The following is a 17,488-nucleotide window of genomic DNA, read 5'->3' as shown; positions in this document are numbered from 1 at the left end:
ACGTGGAAAGGATTCCCGCATGCGCGGTCTGTTATTGGGGTTGCTCGTTGCGTTGATGGCGTTTCCGGCCCTGGCCGAGGTACCGGCCATCCCGCGCTTTCGCATCGTGGGTGCCGCCGAAGGGCTGCCCTCGACCATGATTACCGCAATCGCACAGGATCGTGCGGGCTATCTGTGGATGACCACCACCGATGGCCTGGTTCGGTATGACGGCGCCGAGTTCAAGGTATGGCGTAACGATCCGACCGATCGCTACTCGCTGCGCAGCAATAACCTGCAGGCGATGTATATCGACGACCAGGATCGCATCTGGCTGGCGCTGGCGGGTGCCGGGTTGACAATGCTGAGCGCCGATCGCAACAAATTCATCGCCTATCTGCCCGACGACGTTCCCGCGCTGTCGTTGGGAGACATCTATGCCATTGCCGGCCGCGGCGATGAGATATGGCTCGGCATGTCGACCGGGAATGTCTTGCGCCTGGATGCAAAGGGAAATTTCAGCTCACTCGATCTGTCCAAGATGGAAGACCCACTAGACCCCAATCCGGTCTATGCCCTGGCCCTGGACGACCGTGAGCGCATGTGGATCGGGACGCTCGGCGGTTTGGCGTACTACGACGGGCTGGCCTTGCACCGCGTGCGACCGGATGGCGACGCCGGCGGCATCAATGCGCTGCAGTGGGTAGGGCAACGGCTGTGGAGCTCCTCGGACACCGGGTTGCGCTATATGGATTCCTCCGGCGGATGGCATACGCCCACCTGGGCCTCGATGTTTGCGACAGGCAATCGGGTCTGGACGGTGGCCGATGCCGGAGATGGCGAATTCTGGCTCGGCACCGAGCAGGGGTTATGGCACACCCGCGCCGGTCATCCACCGACGCCGGTCAACAACGGGGATGAACCGTTGGTCTCCAATCGTCATGTCACCACCATCTGGCGAAGTCCGCATGGAGGGATCTGGGTACCCCTGCATGGTCGTGGGCTTGCCTACCTGCGCGAAGACTGGCATCGGACGGCAGCTTTCAAGCAGGTCAACGATCAGGGCAAAGGCATCTCTTGCAGTCTTGCGTTGGCCAATCGCTCTGGTGGTCTGTGGCAATTCGACAGCAGTGGCAGGTTGCTGCGCTACGACACGTCGTCTGGTGCCTTGGTGCAGACCGGAATCCAGCATCCGGATTTGCGTGAGATGGCAATCACCTCCGCACTGGAAGACAGTCGCGGGCAGCTCTGGCTTGGTAACGGACGGCACGCACTGTCGCGTCTGGATCTGACCACTGGTGGGCTGACCCATTTCACCGGGGATGGACCCGACGAGGCGGTGTTCTGGATCGGGGAGCCGGGCGATGGCACCGTGTGGACAGCGTTCGAGCAAGTGATCCAGCGACGCGACCTCGTCAGCGGGCGCGTCCTGGAGACGATCTCCCCAAACGATCTGCATGGCCTGAAGGAGTTGCCGTACTACCAGATCAGCCTGGGGCCGGATGGGCGTGTGTGGATCAGCGGTACTGGCGGAGTGTATGCCTGGCATGCCGACACCCATCGATTCATGCTGGTGCCGGGGCTGGATGTCAACTTTATCCAGCGCTTTGTCGTCAAGGATCGCAATCGCATCTGGCTTTACCGCCCCGGTAGCATCGAGCACTGGGAGCAACGTAATGGTGTGTGGAAACGGGGAAGCCGCATTCGCGCTGCCGAAGGATTTCCCGCCATGGATGCCTACGGTCTTGAGCTGGATGCGCTTGGGCGTGTGTGGATGTCCGGCCCGCGTGGCCTATGGCGTATCGACCCCCGCACAACCCCTGCCAAAATCCGCAGTTTCAGTGCACGTGACGGGTTGACCAGCCAGGAGTTCAGTCGCCGCTGTCTGCTGATGTCCAACAACGGTGTGTTGGTGGGCGGGACCGCCGACGGATTCACGCTGCTGATCGATACCAATGCGCCAGACGTTCCCTCGTTTACCCCGCAGATGCGGCTGGAAGCGGTGAGTGTCCAGCAGGGCGATCGACGTCGCGCCTTGCCGATTGGCGGTGGTTTTTCGCTGGTACCGAGCGATCGTCAGTTGCGCATCAATATGCGGCTGCTGTCTTTCATCGACCCGATGGCGAACCGTTACCGCACGCGATTGAACGGCTTCGACACCGATTGGGTCGAGCATGGCGCCGCGGGCATGCGCGAATTTTCATCGTTGCCGCCGGGCAATTATGTGCTTGAGATGCAGGGTGTGGATCCGCTTGGCAATGCATCGCAGGTGCAATCGTTGCAGTTCTCGGTGCTGCCACCCTGGTGGCGCAGCGATATCGGTATTGCAGTGATCTGCATGCTCGGCCTGCTGCTCAGTGCACTGCTTGCCGCGGCCTACCGGCATCGCGTGCGCATGCGGGCGCAGTGGCAGCTTGCCCAGCATAAGCGCGAGTTGGCAGAGCAGGCGTCGTTGGCCAAGACACGCTTTCTGGCGACCTTGGGGCATGAGGTGCGCACGCCGATGACCGGTGTGCTGGGGATGAGCGAGCTGTTGTTGCAGACACCGCTGGATGCGCGCCAGCAGGGCTACGCCGGCGCGATCCAGTCGGCCGGCAAGCACTTGCTGCGACTGGTCAACGATGCCCTGGATCTGGCGCGGATCGAAGCCGGCAAGCTGCCGCTGGACAATCGCGATTTCGATCTGCGCCTGTTGATCGGGCAGGTGGTCGAACTGGTTCGTCCCAGTGCCGAGCAGAAGCAACTGGCGTTCGCGTGCGAACTGGATGACGCGCTGCCGCCGGCACTGCATGGCGATGCCAGCCGGGTGCAGCAGATTCTGCTCAATCTGCTGTTCAATGCGGTCAAGTTCACCGAGCGCGGCGGCGTGCAATTGCGCGTCTCGGCGTTGCCGCAGAGCCCGACGCAAGGCATCCGGGTGGAGGTGCGCGACACCGGGCCCGGCATGAGCGTCGAGCAGCGTGGGCGCCTGTTCCAGCGCTTCGAACAGGCCGAAGGCGCACTGACCCTGGCCCGGCATGGCGGCAGTGGGCTGGGCCTGGCGATCTGCCGTGAGCTTGCTGCGGCGATGGGCGGCGTGGTGAGCGTGGACAGCGAATTGGGGCAGGGCGCGTGCTTCATGGTGGAGCTGCCGCTGCGTTGGGTGGCGACGTTGCCTGCGGCGGCACCGGCTCCAGCACGCGCGGTCGCTGCCCGGGATCAGGCACCGCTGCAGTTGCTGCTGGTGGAAGACGACCCGACCGTGGCGCAGGTGATCGTGGGGTTGCTGCAGACGCGCGGGCACCAGGTCACCCATGTCTTGCATGGGTTGGCCGCCTTGGCCGAGGTAAGCACGCGTAGCTTCGACGCCGGATTATGCGATCTGGATCTGCCTGGCCTGGACGGTGCCGCGCTGGTGGCGCAACTGCGCGCGCGCGGGGTGCGCTTCCCGATCGTGGCGGTGACCGCGCGGGCCGACGCCGATGCCGAGCCGCAGGCGATGGCGGCTGGCTGCAATGGTTTCCTGCGCAAGCCGGTCACCGGTGAGCTGCTGGCGAACACGCTGGCAAGGGCGCTTGCTGACGCTGCCGACTCGCCGGACGACAGCGCCGCCGACTAGGGGCAAGTGTGCTGGAGCGGGTAAAGTGCAGTCCGGCCGGGGAGTGCGCGCGATCGCGCAAGTGGCCGCGACAAGGACGACCATGAAGACGCTAGTGCGGTGTTTGCTGGCATCCATGCTGCTGCTATTTGGCATGGATGCGGTTGCAGTCAATCAAATCGAGACGCCGCGGATGCGCCGGTTCGGGCCGGCCGAAGGTCTGCCTTCGCGCATGGTGCTGGCAATGGCGCAGGATCGGCAGGGCTATGTCTGGGCGGCGACCAGCGACGGCCTGGCGCGTCATGACGGTATCGGCCTGGAGGTGTGGCAGCACGACCCGCACAATGCCCGCTCGATTCCCGGCAACGAGGTGGAAACGCTGCTGGTCGACGATCGCGACCGGGTGTGGTTGGGCGTCAACGGCTCGTCACTGAGCATGCTGGATGCGGACCGTGCGGCATTCACGACTTTTCCGGACGTTGCGCAAGCCTGTGTCGGGCAGGTCTGGGCGCTGGCGCAGGCGCAGGGTGCGCTGTGGATCGGCAGCAGCGGCGGTGGCCTGTGCCGCCGTGAGGAAAATGGCCGCATCACCGTCTTCCGTGCCACGCCCGACGCAGTGGACGGGTTGCCCAGCGACACCATCATGAGCATGCTCACCGATGCGCGCGGCCGCTTGTGGATCGGTACCGCGGGCGGGTTGGTGATGCGCGACGGCGAGCGCTTCGTACGCGTCGCACCCGACCGCCTGAGCGCGACTGTCTTCAAGCTCAGCAAGGATCCGGACGGCACGCTGTGGGTGGGAAGCGGCAAAGGCCTGTACCGGGTGACACCGGCCGGCGTGTTCGAACCCGCACCCTGGGAAGGAGCTTCCAGCGTGCGTGCCGGCAGCGTGGTGCACGACGTGCATGGCGGTTACTGGGTGGGTGCGGCCGATGGGTTTTTTCGCGTTGCTCCGGGCGAGACCAAACTGCGCGTCATGGAGGGCGATCGGGGCAGCGGCTTTCTCACCGCCCACAGCGGCGTGCTCGATGTGATGCAGGACCGCCAGGGCGGGCTGTGGTTGGGGCTGATTTCGCAGGGGTTGGCCTATCTGCCGCCGGACTGGCGGCGCTTCTCCACGATCCTGCAGGCGCAGGGCAAGCCGCTGGAAAGTCTGTACCTGATGAACGCGGCCGCTGACGGCGACAGCTTCCTGGTGACGACCGGCGAAGGGGTGTATCGCGTCGGCGATCAAGGCGAGATCGTCCCTGTGCTGCATAGCGATGTCCTGGGAGGCGGCAGCGTGCAGTCGGTGCTGCCGGCCGGCGACGGCAGCCTGTGGGTGGCGCTGCAGAACGGCGTGACCCGCTATCAGCCCAAGACCGGAGAAAAACACCCACTGGCAATGCAGATCGACACCTCCGACGCGCATCGCGTGGAGCTGATGACGCCGGGCATCGATGGCGAGTTCTGGTTGTCGATCGTCGAAGGCGGCGTGCAGCGGCGTGCGGCCGATGGCCGCCTGCTGGCCACCTTTCGCTTCGGTACCGACCTCAGCGAAGTGGGTGACATGGTGCAACAACTGCTGGTCCGTCCGGATGGCTCGGCATGGGTGGCCGCCGGTGACGGGCTGTGGGTCTGGCAGGGCGAGCGCTTTCGCAAGGTGATCGGCGGCGCCGGCGCTGCGTCTGAAGTCTATGCGTTGGCGTTCGTGTCGCCGCGCGAGTTCTGGGCCGGGCGGCCTGGGGCTATGGAGCGCTACCGCTGGGATGGCCGGCAGGCACATCTGCTGGAGCGGGTGGGCCACGCGCAAGGCATGCCTTCCACCGAGATTCGCGGCCTGGCGCTGGGCGGCACCGACACCGTCTGGGCGACCACCTCGCGCGGTCTGTACGCCTACCGGCGCGGGCAGCCGCAGGTGCGCATGTTCGGGCAGCGCGACGGCCTGCCGGACAGCGAATTTTCGATGCGCCCACCGGTGACCGGCCCCAGCGGGCAGGTGTTGGCATTGACCACCAGCGGCATCGTGTTGTTCGACCCTGCGCAGCCATTCGCGCCGGCACCGGTGGCGCGGCTGGTGATCGAATCGGTGCAGGTCCGCCGCAACGATGCCGAGCGTCCGCAGCCGCTGCCGCACAAGGGGACGATCGTGCTGCAGGCACGCGATCGCGATCTGCGCATCAGCGCGCGGTTGTTGTCGTTCGTCGATCCTGCCTCGGCGCGCTATCGCTACCGTGTGGAGGGCTACGACGCGGGGTGGGTGGAGCAGGGCGCTACCGGCGAGCGCGTGATGTCGCGGCTGCCGCCCGGCGACTACCGCATCGACGTGCAGGCGCGTGCCGGCGACGGCGACTGGATCGCCGCACCGTCCCTGCACCTGCAGGTGCGTCCGCCGTGGTGGCTCAGTACGCCAGCGCAATTGGTTGCGGTGCTGCTGGGCGTGCTGCTGCTTTGCCTGGGTGTGTGGGGCTGGCGGCGACGCGTGCGGCGCCAGCAGGAGTGGGTGCTGGCGCAGCAGCGCCAGCAACTTGCCGAGCAGGCCTCGATCGCCAAATCGCACTTTCTGGCCACGCTGGGGCATGAGGTGCGCACGCCGATGACCGGCGTGCTGGGCATGAGCGAGCTGTTGCTGGCCACGCCGCTGGATGCGAAGCAGCGCAGCCATGTCGATGCGATCCGCAAGGCCGGCGCGCATCTGCTGCGGCTGGTCAACGATGCGCTGGATCTGGCACGGATCGAAGCGGGCAAACTGGAATTAGTGCAGCAACCGTTCGATCCATCGCAGCTGACCCAGGACCTGGCCGACTTTATGCAGCCCATCGTCGAGGCGCGCGGGCTGCGGTTTCATTACCGCAATCAGCTGCCCGCCAATCTGTCGGTGATGGGCGACGCCACGCGCGTGCGGCAGATCCTGATCAACCTGCTCGGCAATGCGATCAAGTTCGCCGAGCGCGGTGAAGTGGGGCTCTCCGTCAGCCGGCATGGCGACTGCCTGCGCTTCAAGGTGCGCGATTCCGGCCCGGGCATCGGGCCCGAGCAACAGAAGCATCTGTTTCAACGCTTCGAACAGGGCGAAGGCGCGCGTACCAGCTCGCGCTATGGCGGCAGTGGGTTGGGGCTGGCGATCTGCCAGGAGCTCACGGTGGCGATGAAGGGCCAGATCCGTGTCCGCAGCCGACTCGGCGTCGGGACCCAGTTCACTGTGGATCTGCCGCTGCCCATCGATCGGTCGGCCCCGCGCAGTGCTGCGGGCGAAACACGCACGCTGGCCGGCGCGCCGCTGCGCATCCTGCTGGTGGAAGACGATCCCACCGTGGCCGAAGTGATCAGCGGGCTGTTGATCGGGCGCGGCCATCGCGTGGTGCATGCCGCACACGGTCTGGCGGCATTGTCCGAAGCGGTCGATGGCGGATTCGATGTCGCGTTGCTGGACCTGGATCTGCCGGGCCTGGACGGCTTTGCGCTGGCCTCGCAACTGCGCCGGCTCGGTCACGGCTTCCCGTTGCTGGCGGTCACCGCACGCGCCGATGGCGATGCCGAACGCCAGGCACAGATCGCCGGTTTCGACGGATTCCTGCGCAAACCGGTGACAGCCGACATGTTGATCGAGGCGATTGCGGTGGCATGCGCAACGGCGCGCGCGCGCGATCAGTCCATGTCTATATCAGGCTGAGCTGGCGCACAGCGCTCACCGCGCACGGCCTGCCTCAGTGCCATGACGGAGATGGCACTAAAGCACTGGAGGTGGCCCGCATCGGGATGGGCATGCGGGCAGTGGGCCGCACATCGACGCTGCCTGGCAGCGCGCGCCACGGGTATGCCAACCCGGCCGCGCAAGCCTTGTGATCTGCCGGGCAACGACAGTTCGCCGAAGCTTGAGCCCATGGCCTTGCGGTGCAGTTGCCGCTGGCGATGCTGCAATCTGGCCAAATGACCATGGTGCCAATCCTGCGTGGGCTCGACACCCTATGCCGCTAGCCGCGGCGTTGCGATCGAATTGCTGGCGCTACCGGACTGGCTGCTTGAGGCCGCTTGGGCTTGCCCGCGTACCGCGCGGCCCGCACTATGCGGCGACTTGTCGTGAAACGTATCCAGTGCGCCTTTTTTTGTCTTTTCTCTATCGGTTATCGGTCTTGCTGCCGCTTGGCTTGTGCATCGGTGTGCCAACCGCATTGGCAGTACGCGCACCGGTGACTCCGGTGCCTACCCAGATCACGCTTGCGGATGGGCTACCGTCGGAGACCATCAGCGAACTCGCCGAAGACAAACAGGGCTATCTCTGGCTTGCCAGCGACGATGGTCTGGCCCGATTCGATGGGCGCAACTTCCGCATCTGGCGCATGGAAGAAGGGCTGCCCAGCAATGCGGTCTGGACGGTCTGCGTCAGCGCCGACAATCGGGTGTGGATGGGCTTCGAGAACGGCGGTGCCGGTTTCCTGGAGAACAAGACGCGCATTTTCACGCCGTTTGAGAGCCCGCAGTTTCCGGAGTTGCGCGAAATCACGGTGTGGGCATTGGCGCAGACCCCGAACGGCGACATCTGGCTGGGCACCGCAACCCATGGTCTGTATCGGCGGCGACCCGATGGCAGCGTGCAACGCTTCTCCTCTGTGCCGGGCGATGACACGAGCCTGCCGGCTGACAGCGTCATGGGGTTCGAGGTGGCGCCAGATGGAACGTTGTGGATTGGCACTCCCGGCGGGGTCGCACGCTGGAACGGCACGCGGCTCGAGCGTGTGGCGCTTCCCGGAAACTCCCAGACCGTCAACCGGCTGTACCTGGAGCGTAGCGGCGACACACTGTGGGTGTCGGATGTTACCGGCGATTTTTTCGGGGTGAAGGCCAATGGTCAGGTCCGTCCCCAGCCATGGCGCGACATCTCGCGCAAGCAACGCATCCTGGGCGTGCTGCTGCACGATCGCAGTGGGCGGTACTGGCTGGACGCCAATGGTGGCATCGGCTTGGCGATTACAGAGCAAAACATTCGTAACGTGCCGATCTACAGCTTTTCGGCACACGGCCTGGTCGAGCGGAACTGGATGTCCGCCTACGAAGACCGCGAAGGTGGACTGTGGTTTGCGGCGCTCGAAGGAGGGCTGTGGCACCTGCCTCCCCACTGGGACATGTTTGCCGTGCTGTCTCACCATAGCAACGCTCTGCAGTCGCCGGCCAATCCGTCCATCACGGCAACGACGCCGGCGGCCTCTGGCGGCATCTGGTTGACGGGCACAAAAGGCGTGCTGGAGTACCTCGACCCGGCAACCGGGAACCTGCGGCAAGAGCGGCCCAAGATCGGCAAATACGTTGCCGCGGACTACATGCTCGAAAGCCGGGCCGGCTACGTCTGGATTGGGGTCCACGACGAATTGGTGCGGTATGACCCGCGCTCGCGTCAGGTCAAACGCTGGCAGTTGGGTAGCAATGTCGATGCCGATGCGTCCCTGGAGCGGGCAGGCCGGATGGCCGAGGATGCGCAGGGGCGACTGTGGGTCACCGTTGTGCAGCAGGGGCTGCAGATCAGAAGCGAGGAAGGGCAATTGCTTCGGACCATCGTCGAAGGCAGTCATGGGCTGGAGGCGTTGACCATTCTCGACATCCGCGCGGGTCCGGATGGACAGATCTGGCTTGCCAACAATGCCGGGTTGCGGCGCTGGGATCCGGCTGCCGACCGTTTTGTGCCGGTGCGCGGCGCGCCAACGCTGCCAACGCAGGTCTTTCGTCTTGCTGAAGGCAACATCGTCTGGATCGGCTTGACGGGGCAGATACGGCGCTACCTCTGGGATGGTCGGCAGCTCAAGCATCTGGACACGGTGGGGAAAGATCAGGAATTCCCGATGGTGGCGCCGAACGGCTTGGTGGTCGATGCCAAAGGTGTGGCCTGGGTGTCGAGTCAGCGCGGCTTGATCCGTATCGATCCCGGCAGCAAGCTGGTGCGGGTGTATGGGGTACACGACGGGCTTCCAAGCCCGCAATTGCAGCCCAACACCCTGGTGCAGGCGACGGGCGGACAGATCGTTGCAGGTTCTCCCGACGGCCTGGTGGTCTTCGATCCCACTGCCATGCGCCCCAACACCCGCAGGCCGCCCTTGCTGATCGAGCGGGTTGGCTTGCGACGTGGCGAACGTGGGTTGGATGTCACCGGGCAGGAGCCGTTGAGGATGCAGGACGACGACCGCGACCTGCACATCGTGGCGCGTATGCCCACCTTTACCCACCCGGAATCGTCCAGCTACCGCTTCCGTCTGAGCGGCTACGACCCGGACTGGATCGACGTCGGTCCCAGCGGTGAACGTCTGTTCTCGCGGCTGCCGTCGGGGGACTACACCCTGGACGTGCAGGGGCGTACCGCCGATGGCATCTGGTCGGCGACCCAGACATTGAAGTTTCAGGTCCTGCCGCCGTGGTGGCGTAGCCCGTGGGGGCTGCTGCTGCTGGTCACCTTGGCGGTGTGCGTGGTGGTGGCAGCGGTGCTGTTGTATCGCCGGCGATTGCGCCGGTTGAATGCCTGGCAGTTGGCGGTGCACAAGCAGGAGTTGGCCGAGCAGGCGTCGCTGGCCAAGACCCGCTTTCTGGCCACGCTGGGGCATGAAGTGCGTACGCCGATGACCGGTGTGATGGGCATGAGCGAGCTGCTGCTCAAGACGCAACTGGATCACCGGCAACGCAGCTATACCGAATCCATCCGTCGTGCCGGTGCGCACCTGTTGCGGTTGGTCAACGATGCGCTGGACTTGGCGCGCATCGAATCCGGGCGCCTAGAGCTGGATCAGCAGCCGTTCTCGTTGCGTCAGCTGGTGGCCGAGGTCGAAGCGTTGATGGCGCCGCTCGCACAGGAGCGTGGGCTGCGTTTCAGCCTGGAAGTGGGCCTGCTCGGGGACATCACCGCCAGCGGCGACCCTACCCGGATTCGGCAGATTCTGCTCAATCTGCTCAGCAACGCGATCAAGTTCACCGAGCGCGGTGTGGTCGGTTTGAAGTTGACCACGCTGGGGTCGTATCAGGGCCTGCGGTTCGAAGTCGCCGATACCGGCCCGGGCATCAATGCCGACCAGAAAGCGCGGTTGTTCCAGCGGTTCGAGCAGGGCGATGGCGCAAAGACCACCTCGCGCTACGGCGGTAGCGGTCTGGGTCTTGCGATTTGCCAGGAGCTGGCCCTTGCGATGGGCGGGCATATCGAGGTGATCAGCCGGCTTGGCTCCGGTACGCGATTTGTCGTGGACCTGCCGCTGCGTTGGGTCACCTCCAACGCAGCGCTGAGCGGTGAGGTGACGCGTGCCAGCGCGGTGATCGCGCCGCAGCGCATCCTGCTGGTGGAAGACGACCCGACCATCGCCGAGGTCATCATCGGCCTGCTGCGCTCGCAGGGGCATTCAATGGTGCATGCACCGCACGGCCTGGCCGCATTGACCGAGGCCGCCGACAACACGTTCGACCTGGCGCTGCTGGACCTGGATCTGCCCGGCCTGGACGGGTTCGCACTCGCGCGGCAATTGCGCGTATTCGGTTACGAGATGCCGCTGATTGCGGTGACCGCACGTTCCGATGAAGCCGCCGAACCAACCGCCAAGGAAGCAGGCTTCGACAGTTTCCTGCGCAAGCCGCTGACCGGCGACATGCTGGCCGACACCATTGCCGATGCGTTGCGACGGGTCCGTCCGCGCGAAGACATCTAAAAAAACCGCCGCATCATTGGCGGCACCTGTGCCATGCGCGGCCCGCACGCCCCGCGTTTCAACGCGTCCGCGCGAAGCCGTTGCGCCGATTACTCGGCCACCGCTTCCACGTCCTTGGGATGCGGCCGTGTGTCGGCCAGCTGCCAGAAGATCAGCGTCGACGTCAGCGTGATGCCGCCCACGCACAGGAAGGTGGCATGCAGTGCCGCAGTGGCGCCGTGCGTATCGCCCAGGTGGGTGTTGAAGGCGGCCAACAGGCTGCCGGCGGCCGCCGCGCCGAAGCCGGTGGCCAACATCATCACCATCGACAACAGGCTATTGCCCGGGCTGGCCTGATCGCGATCCAGGTCGCGCAAGGTGACGGTATTCATGACGGTAAATTGCAGCGAATTGACGCCGCCGAAGCAGGCAAGTTGCAGCAGTCGCAACCACAGCGGTTGGCCCACATCGATCAGTGCGAAGCTGGCCATCGCCAGCCCCACCAGTACGGTATTGATCATTAAGGTGTTGCGATAGCCGAAGCGTCCGACCAGCTTTACCGCCGCGCGTTTTGCGGCCATGCCGGCCAGCGCCACCGGCACCATCATCAGCCCGGCGTTCATCGGGCTCATCTCCAGGCCCACCTGCAGCAGCAACGGAATCAAGAACGGCATCGAGCCACTGCCGACCCGCGCAAACAGGTTGCCCAGAATGCCGATGCGATAACTCGCCACCTTGAACAGCGCCAACGGAAACAGCGCGTTGCCGGTATTGCCGGCATGCAGCCAATAGCCGGCCAATGCCGCCAGCCCGCCGATCGCCAGCAACATCACAAACGCATGCCGCAGCCCGAGTTCGGAAATGCCATCCAGCGCCAGCGACAACGCCACCATGCCGACCGCGAGCATCAGATAGCCGACCAGATCGAAGCGCCTGCGTGCATCGCCGTAGTGGTCCGGCATGATCTTCAGTGCGGCGATAAAACCGATGACGCCGATCGGCAGGTTGATCAAAAACACCCAGTGCCAGGCCGCCACTTCCACCAGCCAACCGCCCAGTGTCGGGCCGATCAGCGGGCCGATCAGCGCGGGAATGGCGATAAAACTCATGGCGCGCAGGAAGTCCTCTCGCGCCACCGTCTTGAGCACCGCCAGCCGGCCCACCGGCAACAACATCGCACCGCCGATGCCTTGCACGATGCGCGCGCCCACCAGCTGCGGCAGCTGTTGCGCTGCCGCGCACAGCAACGAGCCCAGCGTGAACACGATGATTGCGGCCAGAAAGGTGCGCCGTGTTCCGATGCGATCCGCGATCCAGCCCGATGCCGGGATGAACATCGCCACCGCCAGCGCGTAGCTGAAAACCACCGACTGCATCTGTAGCGGACTCTCGTGCAGGCTGCGCGCCATCGACGGCAATGCCGTATTGACGATGGTCGCATCCAGCATCTGCATGAAGATCGCCAGCGATACCAGCCACAACAGCGGCTTGATGGTGGCGTAGCCACGCAGGATGGGGGCGGGCTGGGACATGGGGATCGCCATCGGAAGGACAGCGCATTCTCTCAGCGCCGTTGTGCAGAAAGTCGCAACGGTGTGCGCATCTGATCAGAACGTGCATGTCCTGCGGACTGCAGTGAAGCGTCGCCAGAGGTGTTGCCGGGCTGCTTGCAGGGGCGCGGTCGATTCCGATACCCCAGTCTGCACCGCGGCGAGCGCCTTGCGACCCCGGCGCTGCGTCACTGCTTCCGATGCCTTGCATGGCGGACTGCATCGCAGTGTCTTGGCATCAGCGCATCCGCCAGCGTCGCCCGCTTGCTCGGCGCAATGCGGGCTCGTTTGCACGGGTGGTTGCTGGAGATCTTCGCAGCACGCCATCGCCATGCCGGCAACGAATGAGACGAGCCTCACCCAATGGACGATAGGGGCAGCCACATGCCACGAATGGTCGGGACAGGCACCAGGCAGCGTGTTAATGCCCAATATGGCTTTGCAACAAGCGTCTGATTCGCTGGCGACTACTTGGTGCCTCCAACGGGTCCAGCCAACGCAAGCGAGGTTCATCCCACAGTGCGATGGATCGATCGAGCGGGACACGCGGGGAGCATTGGATTGTCGCGAAAAGCCGAGTCGTTTCTTGGAGCGTTGCCGACGGTCTGGTCAGGGATGGCGCGACTTGGGTATGGCCGCCTTCTGAGCGCGCCAGTATCGAGTCGGACTATCAATGAAAAAGCAGGTCTTCGATGTATTACGGCGCGCCTATCTTCCGGGCGATCCCCTGGCAACAATGCTCGGAAAGATCGCCGCGGAACTGGCGCAGAGCGAACTCTTGAACGATGCGACATGCGCGTTTTTCGGGGTGGAGGGCAGCGATGCGCCGGCTCCGGATCTGGCGAACAGGCAGACGACGATCACCCGTGATTTTCCTGTCCAGCATGCCCATCACGTTCTCGGCACACTGAGAGTGACGCCGGCCCAGGGCGGTATGACCACGCAGGCGATGACGTTGTGCCAGCGGATCGCCACCTGTTGTGCCTATCTGATCAAGCGTGATGCCGCGCGGGCCTGGGCGGAAGATCGATTCGATCGGCCGTTGTTTGTGGCAGGCGTGTGCGAACAGGTCTGGATGGTCGATGCGTTCGTCGAGCGTGCCGCAGGCAGTCGCTTGCCGGCCATCGTGCGTGGCGGATTCGGCACCGAGAAAGAGGACGTGGCCGTCTTGCTGCATGCAACGGGGCCCTGGCGGGATGGGCCGTTTGTCGCGGTGGACTGCGACGATGCGGATGGCGACCCGTCGACCTGGTTCGAGCGCGCGGCCGGCGGAACGCTGTTCTTGCAAGGGGTGGATGAGCTCGACGCAGCGCTGCAGCGCCAGTTGTCGCGGTGTCTTCGGGGGCGGCACGGCAGCTGGTCCGCCTCGGGTGCCGATATTTTCACCCGGGTGATCGCGTCCACCACTGCCGATCTGTCGCAGCGCGTGCGCGCGGGACAATTCTCGCGTGCGCTGTTGTCGCAACTCGATGTGCTGTCGATCGAGCTTGCCGCGTTGTGTGAGCGGTTGCCGGACATCGCGTTTCATCTCGAGCGCGTGCTGGAACGGCACGGCTTCGATTCCCGGCAATGGGTGACTGACACGCTGATGGATGCCCTGACGCAGTATCCATGGCCCGAAAACCTGCTGGAACTGGAGCGGGTGGTGCTGCGCCTGGCGGTCATGACCGCAGGCAGGTCGATCCAGCTCGCCGATCTCCAGCAACATGCACCTCGCCTGGCCGCAAGCCTGCTGCAAGGACAGCAGCGTGTCGCGAGCTCAGTGCCATCGCAGCCGGACGATGGTCCGCTCGCGCCCACGCTACCGGCAGCGCCTGTCGATTGGATCGACGGTCTTCCGCATCGTCCAGGTCAACGCCTCGCCACCTTGCATGACGCCCTGCGGCGAGCTCTGGTCTATCTCGGCGCGCATTACGCCGAGCCGCTGACCCTGGGTGATCTGGCCCGGCAGGCGCACGTCAGCCAGTCGCATCTGGGCTTTCTGTTCCGCGAGGAGCTGGGCACCACGTTCAAGCCGCTGCTGCAGCAGCTTCGTATTGAGAAGGCCAAGGATCTGCTGCAGCGCGAGCAGAAACTGCGTGTGACCGAAGTGGCGCTGAAGGTCGGCTTCGGCGACTTGAGTCATTTCGAAAAGAGTTTTCGACGGCTGGTGGGTGTCAGTCCACGCGCGTTTCGCAACGCGCGTGGACAAGGAGATGTGTCTCCGGTTTAAGCCTGAGGTAATAGGGTTTTGATGGCATCGTGCTGTTTGGACAGCCGTTCACGCAGCACGAACTCGTCGACCAGCGCCGCAGCCGCCTTGCGCTGGCCGTCGATATCCAGCAGCGCTGCATAAGCGCTGCCTTGACCGGCTGGGCCAGAATGGAACGGCGCCTGCGCGTCCGTGGCAGTAGTGAGCGTCAAGAACGCCAGGACGATTTTTTCGAACGGTGGCTGCTTGGCATTGACGAACACCACCAGTGTGCATTCGTAGCTGATGCCTCCCACGCGCGGCGTGTTGTGCGGTTGGGCCAGAACCTGGACGTCCTCGCCAAGCCACTGTCCTACGGCGTGCTCGAATGCAGCAATGTCCAGTGCCTGCAGCTGTTTGTAGCTGACCCGTGCCACCGCTGCCATGTCCACGCCGGAAAAGCGCAGCTGATCGACGGCCAGATAGGGGCTTTGTGCGAGGGTGTTCATCAACAGCAGATCGTCGCTGAAGGCGGCCGAGAGCAGGACCGGCGCGGTAAACGCATCCGACAGCAACGTGAGCAGGGTGCCGGTGCCGTGGCGTGCGGCAAGAATGCGCGCGCGCGTGACGTCGGTCGGCTGTCCATTGGCATAGTCCGGCGCCGCCTGCGTGGTGCGTGTGCGCACCGACGCCATCAACGCGTTGACCAGCGTGGCGGCATCGTCGCCTAACGCGCCTACGTGTCTGCCAGCCATCCCGGCGAGCACGCTCTGAAAATGCGGCAGCTGAGCGATGGATGCGTACCAGGCGTGAATTGCGGCGACACGCTCGCGGCGCTTTGCTTCCTTGTGCGCACCGAGTGCCAACGGATCGCTGGCGATCTCGCACAACATCAGCAGATTCTCGCGCAGATGGTAGTCCAGATCCGGCAGCGGCAATTGCCAGCGTTCCTGTTGGCCAGCAGCGGTGGCGATGGTCAGGTGCCCATTGCCTATTTCCGACCAGATCGCGATTGCCTCGATCGTATCGCGGCGTGGCACGCTGACATCGATCAGTTCCATCAGAATGCCGCGTGGACTGGCCGGCTGCGAAACGATGTGGTCGGGGTAGCCTTCGATCAGCGTGGCGTGCCACGTGTAGCCCAGTCGATAGAGAACAAAGGGCTTGATCCCATCGTTCAGCACGATACCCGGTGGGGAGGGCATATCGCGCTCGCCGAGTGTGGCGATTTCCACACCGGTGTAGGCAGACAAGCCGGTGCGGTCGCGGTCGAAGACACGGCGAAAGGTTTGCGGCTCGTCGCACTTGAGCAAACACCCCACGTCGGTCGTATGCGGAGGCCATTGGGCACGTGGAATGGGGTAAACCTGCTGTGCCAACGGCGACGCGTTAGGCGCAAGCAGGCTGAGCTCGAACGCGATGAGCACGCCGGCCTTTTTCATTTCATCGACGACGATGTCTTCGATCTCTGCATGCAGCGCATCCTGCACGGAGCCGGGAAGCCAGGGGTCGATCGCTACCTGCGTGTCCCAGTCCGAGCTTCCCGAGTCGAACAGGTGCTGGTCTTGTCCCTGCAGCAGATCCATGCAGGCGGTGAACGCATTGCCGCCCTTGATGTAAAAACGGGCCAGCGGTTGGTCGGCGCGCAGCATGAAACGGTCGCGTAACTCGATGCACAGACTCGCGATCCGATCCTGGATGGTGCCCAACGCCTGGATCACCGTCGAGCGCACGTTGGGATAGCGTGCCGCGTCGTTGATCCGCTTGGTCAGCTCGCCGCTGATCGCACGGCGCAGGTCTTCTTGTTCGGGAGATTCCTTCATGGCTTGGCCTTGTCTGCGAACCTGTGGAAAAGATCTGTGCTCACGGCGTGCTCGGATCCGCGACGGCCGAATGACTCAGGTCGATTTCCAGGTCATCGCAGGGCGTGCCGGGCAGCGACAGCACCGCGTCCTGCTCGAACTGCCAGAGCGCAGCGTGCGCATAGCCGCAGCCGGCCGGATCTGATGCCGTCAGCGTGCGAATGTCGCCGGCATAGGCATGGCTGCCGACGCTCGCGACACGCCATGCCCAGATCTGCGGACTCGGCCCCGGCGCCAGATCGGCCACCAGATCCGCTGCCAGCGCATGCGAGCAATACAGCCCCGGCGCATAACCGGCGTCAGCCAGTGCGACGATCCAGGCGCGGATGTAGGCGATCGCAGCGGCGCCGGGGCGGCTGCCGTCCTCCCAGTCCAGGTAGACGGTGGCGCCAGTTGGAAATCCTTCGCTGGCGGCCAACGCGGCAGCCTGCGCGCCGTCGATGCCGCCCTGCTCGGCGGTGACGACGTGCGCGCCTGGGCCAGCGGTCTGCTGGCCCAGATAGACCGGTGCCAATCCCCAGCCATTGGCGACCAGCGTCGGCCGCCATCCCATCCAGCCGGTATCGGCATGGCTGGGCGCCGGTGCGAGGTAATAGCCGCACCAGGCAAGGCTGGTGTTTGTCTTCAGCCAGGCCAACGCAGGCAGGCCCGGAAAGCGGTCGGTGTCGAAGCCGGTGTGGAAGGTCATGGTGAAACTCCGCGTCGAGGGGAGGAAACGT

Annotated in this window: 7 protein-coding genes; 4 read left to right on the top strand and 3 right to left on the bottom strand. The window is 64.7% G+C overall.

Going from position 1 to position 17,488, the window contains the following annotated elements; translation table 11 throughout:
- Nucleotides 1-19: 19 nt before the first annotated feature.
- The 3 genes from RQH86_RS13700 (at nt 20) to RQH86_RS13690 (ending at nt 11,208) form a co-directional block, all read left to right on the top strand.
- Complete coding sequence (locus RQH86_RS13700; RefSeq protein WP_311238699.1) at nt 20-3,577, top strand: ATP-binding protein; 3,558 nt, start codon at nt 20-22, stop codon at nt 3,575-3,577.
- Nucleotides 3,578-3,659: 82 nt separating this feature from the next.
- Nucleotides 3,660-7,208, top strand: coding sequence for an ATP-binding protein (locus tag RQH86_RS13695; protein ID WP_311238700.1), 3,549 nt, complete (start codon nt 3,660-3,662; stop codon nt 7,206-7,208).
- A gap of 460 nt (nt 7,209-7,668) precedes the next feature.
- The gene (locus tag RQH86_RS13690) at nt 7,669-11,208 is read left to right on the top strand and encodes an ATP-binding protein (RefSeq protein WP_311238718.1); all 3,540 of its coding nucleotides are present in this window, start codon (nt 7,669-7,671) and stop codon (nt 11,206-11,208) included.
- An 89-nt stretch (nt 11,209-11,297) separates the two neighbouring features.
- Here the strand turns inward: RQH86_RS13690 and mdtD are convergent, their stop codons facing one another.
- Nucleotides 11,298-12,719 carry a multidrug transporter subunit MdtD gene (mdtD, locus tag RQH86_RS13685; RefSeq protein WP_311238701.1) on the bottom strand — a complete coding sequence of 474 codons (1,422 nt, stop codon included), beginning with the start codon at nt 12,717-12,719 and terminating at the stop codon, nt 11,298-11,300.
- A gap of 691 nt (nt 12,720-13,410) precedes the next feature.
- On the opposite strand from mdtD, the gene RQH86_RS13680 reads away from it, so the two are divergent.
- The gene (locus tag RQH86_RS13680) at nt 13,411-14,949 is read left to right on the top strand and encodes a helix-turn-helix domain-containing protein (RefSeq protein WP_311238702.1); all 1,539 of its coding nucleotides are present in this window, start codon (nt 13,411-13,413) and stop codon (nt 14,947-14,949) included.
- Here RQH86_RS13680 and RQH86_RS13675 read toward each other — a convergent pair.
- Both RQH86_RS13675 and RQH86_RS13670 read right to left on the bottom strand, forming a co-directional pair.
- Nucleotides 14,946-16,730 carry a hypothetical protein gene (locus tag RQH86_RS13675; protein WP_311238703.1) on the bottom strand — a complete coding sequence of 595 codons (1,785 nt, stop codon included), beginning with the start codon at nt 16,728-16,730 and terminating at the stop codon, nt 14,946-14,948. The genes RQH86_RS13680 and RQH86_RS13675 overlap by 4 nt on opposite strands.
- A 40-nt stretch (nt 16,731-16,770) precedes the next feature.
- A complete protein-coding gene (locus RQH86_RS13670; protein WP_311238704.1) occupies nt 16,771-17,457 on the bottom strand; it encodes a glycoside hydrolase domain-containing protein in 687 nt (228 codons plus the stop codon).
- Nucleotides 17,458-17,488 lie beyond the last annotated feature (31 nt).

The sequence above is a fragment of the Xanthomonas sp. WCS2018Noco2-27 genome (assembly GCF_031843525.1).
GTDB lineage: Bacteria > Pseudomonadota > Gammaproteobacteria > Xanthomonadales > Xanthomonadaceae > Xanthomonas.
The sequence above is the reverse complement of the archived record's forward strand: the minus strand, read 5'-3'. Positions and strand labels throughout refer to the sequence as shown.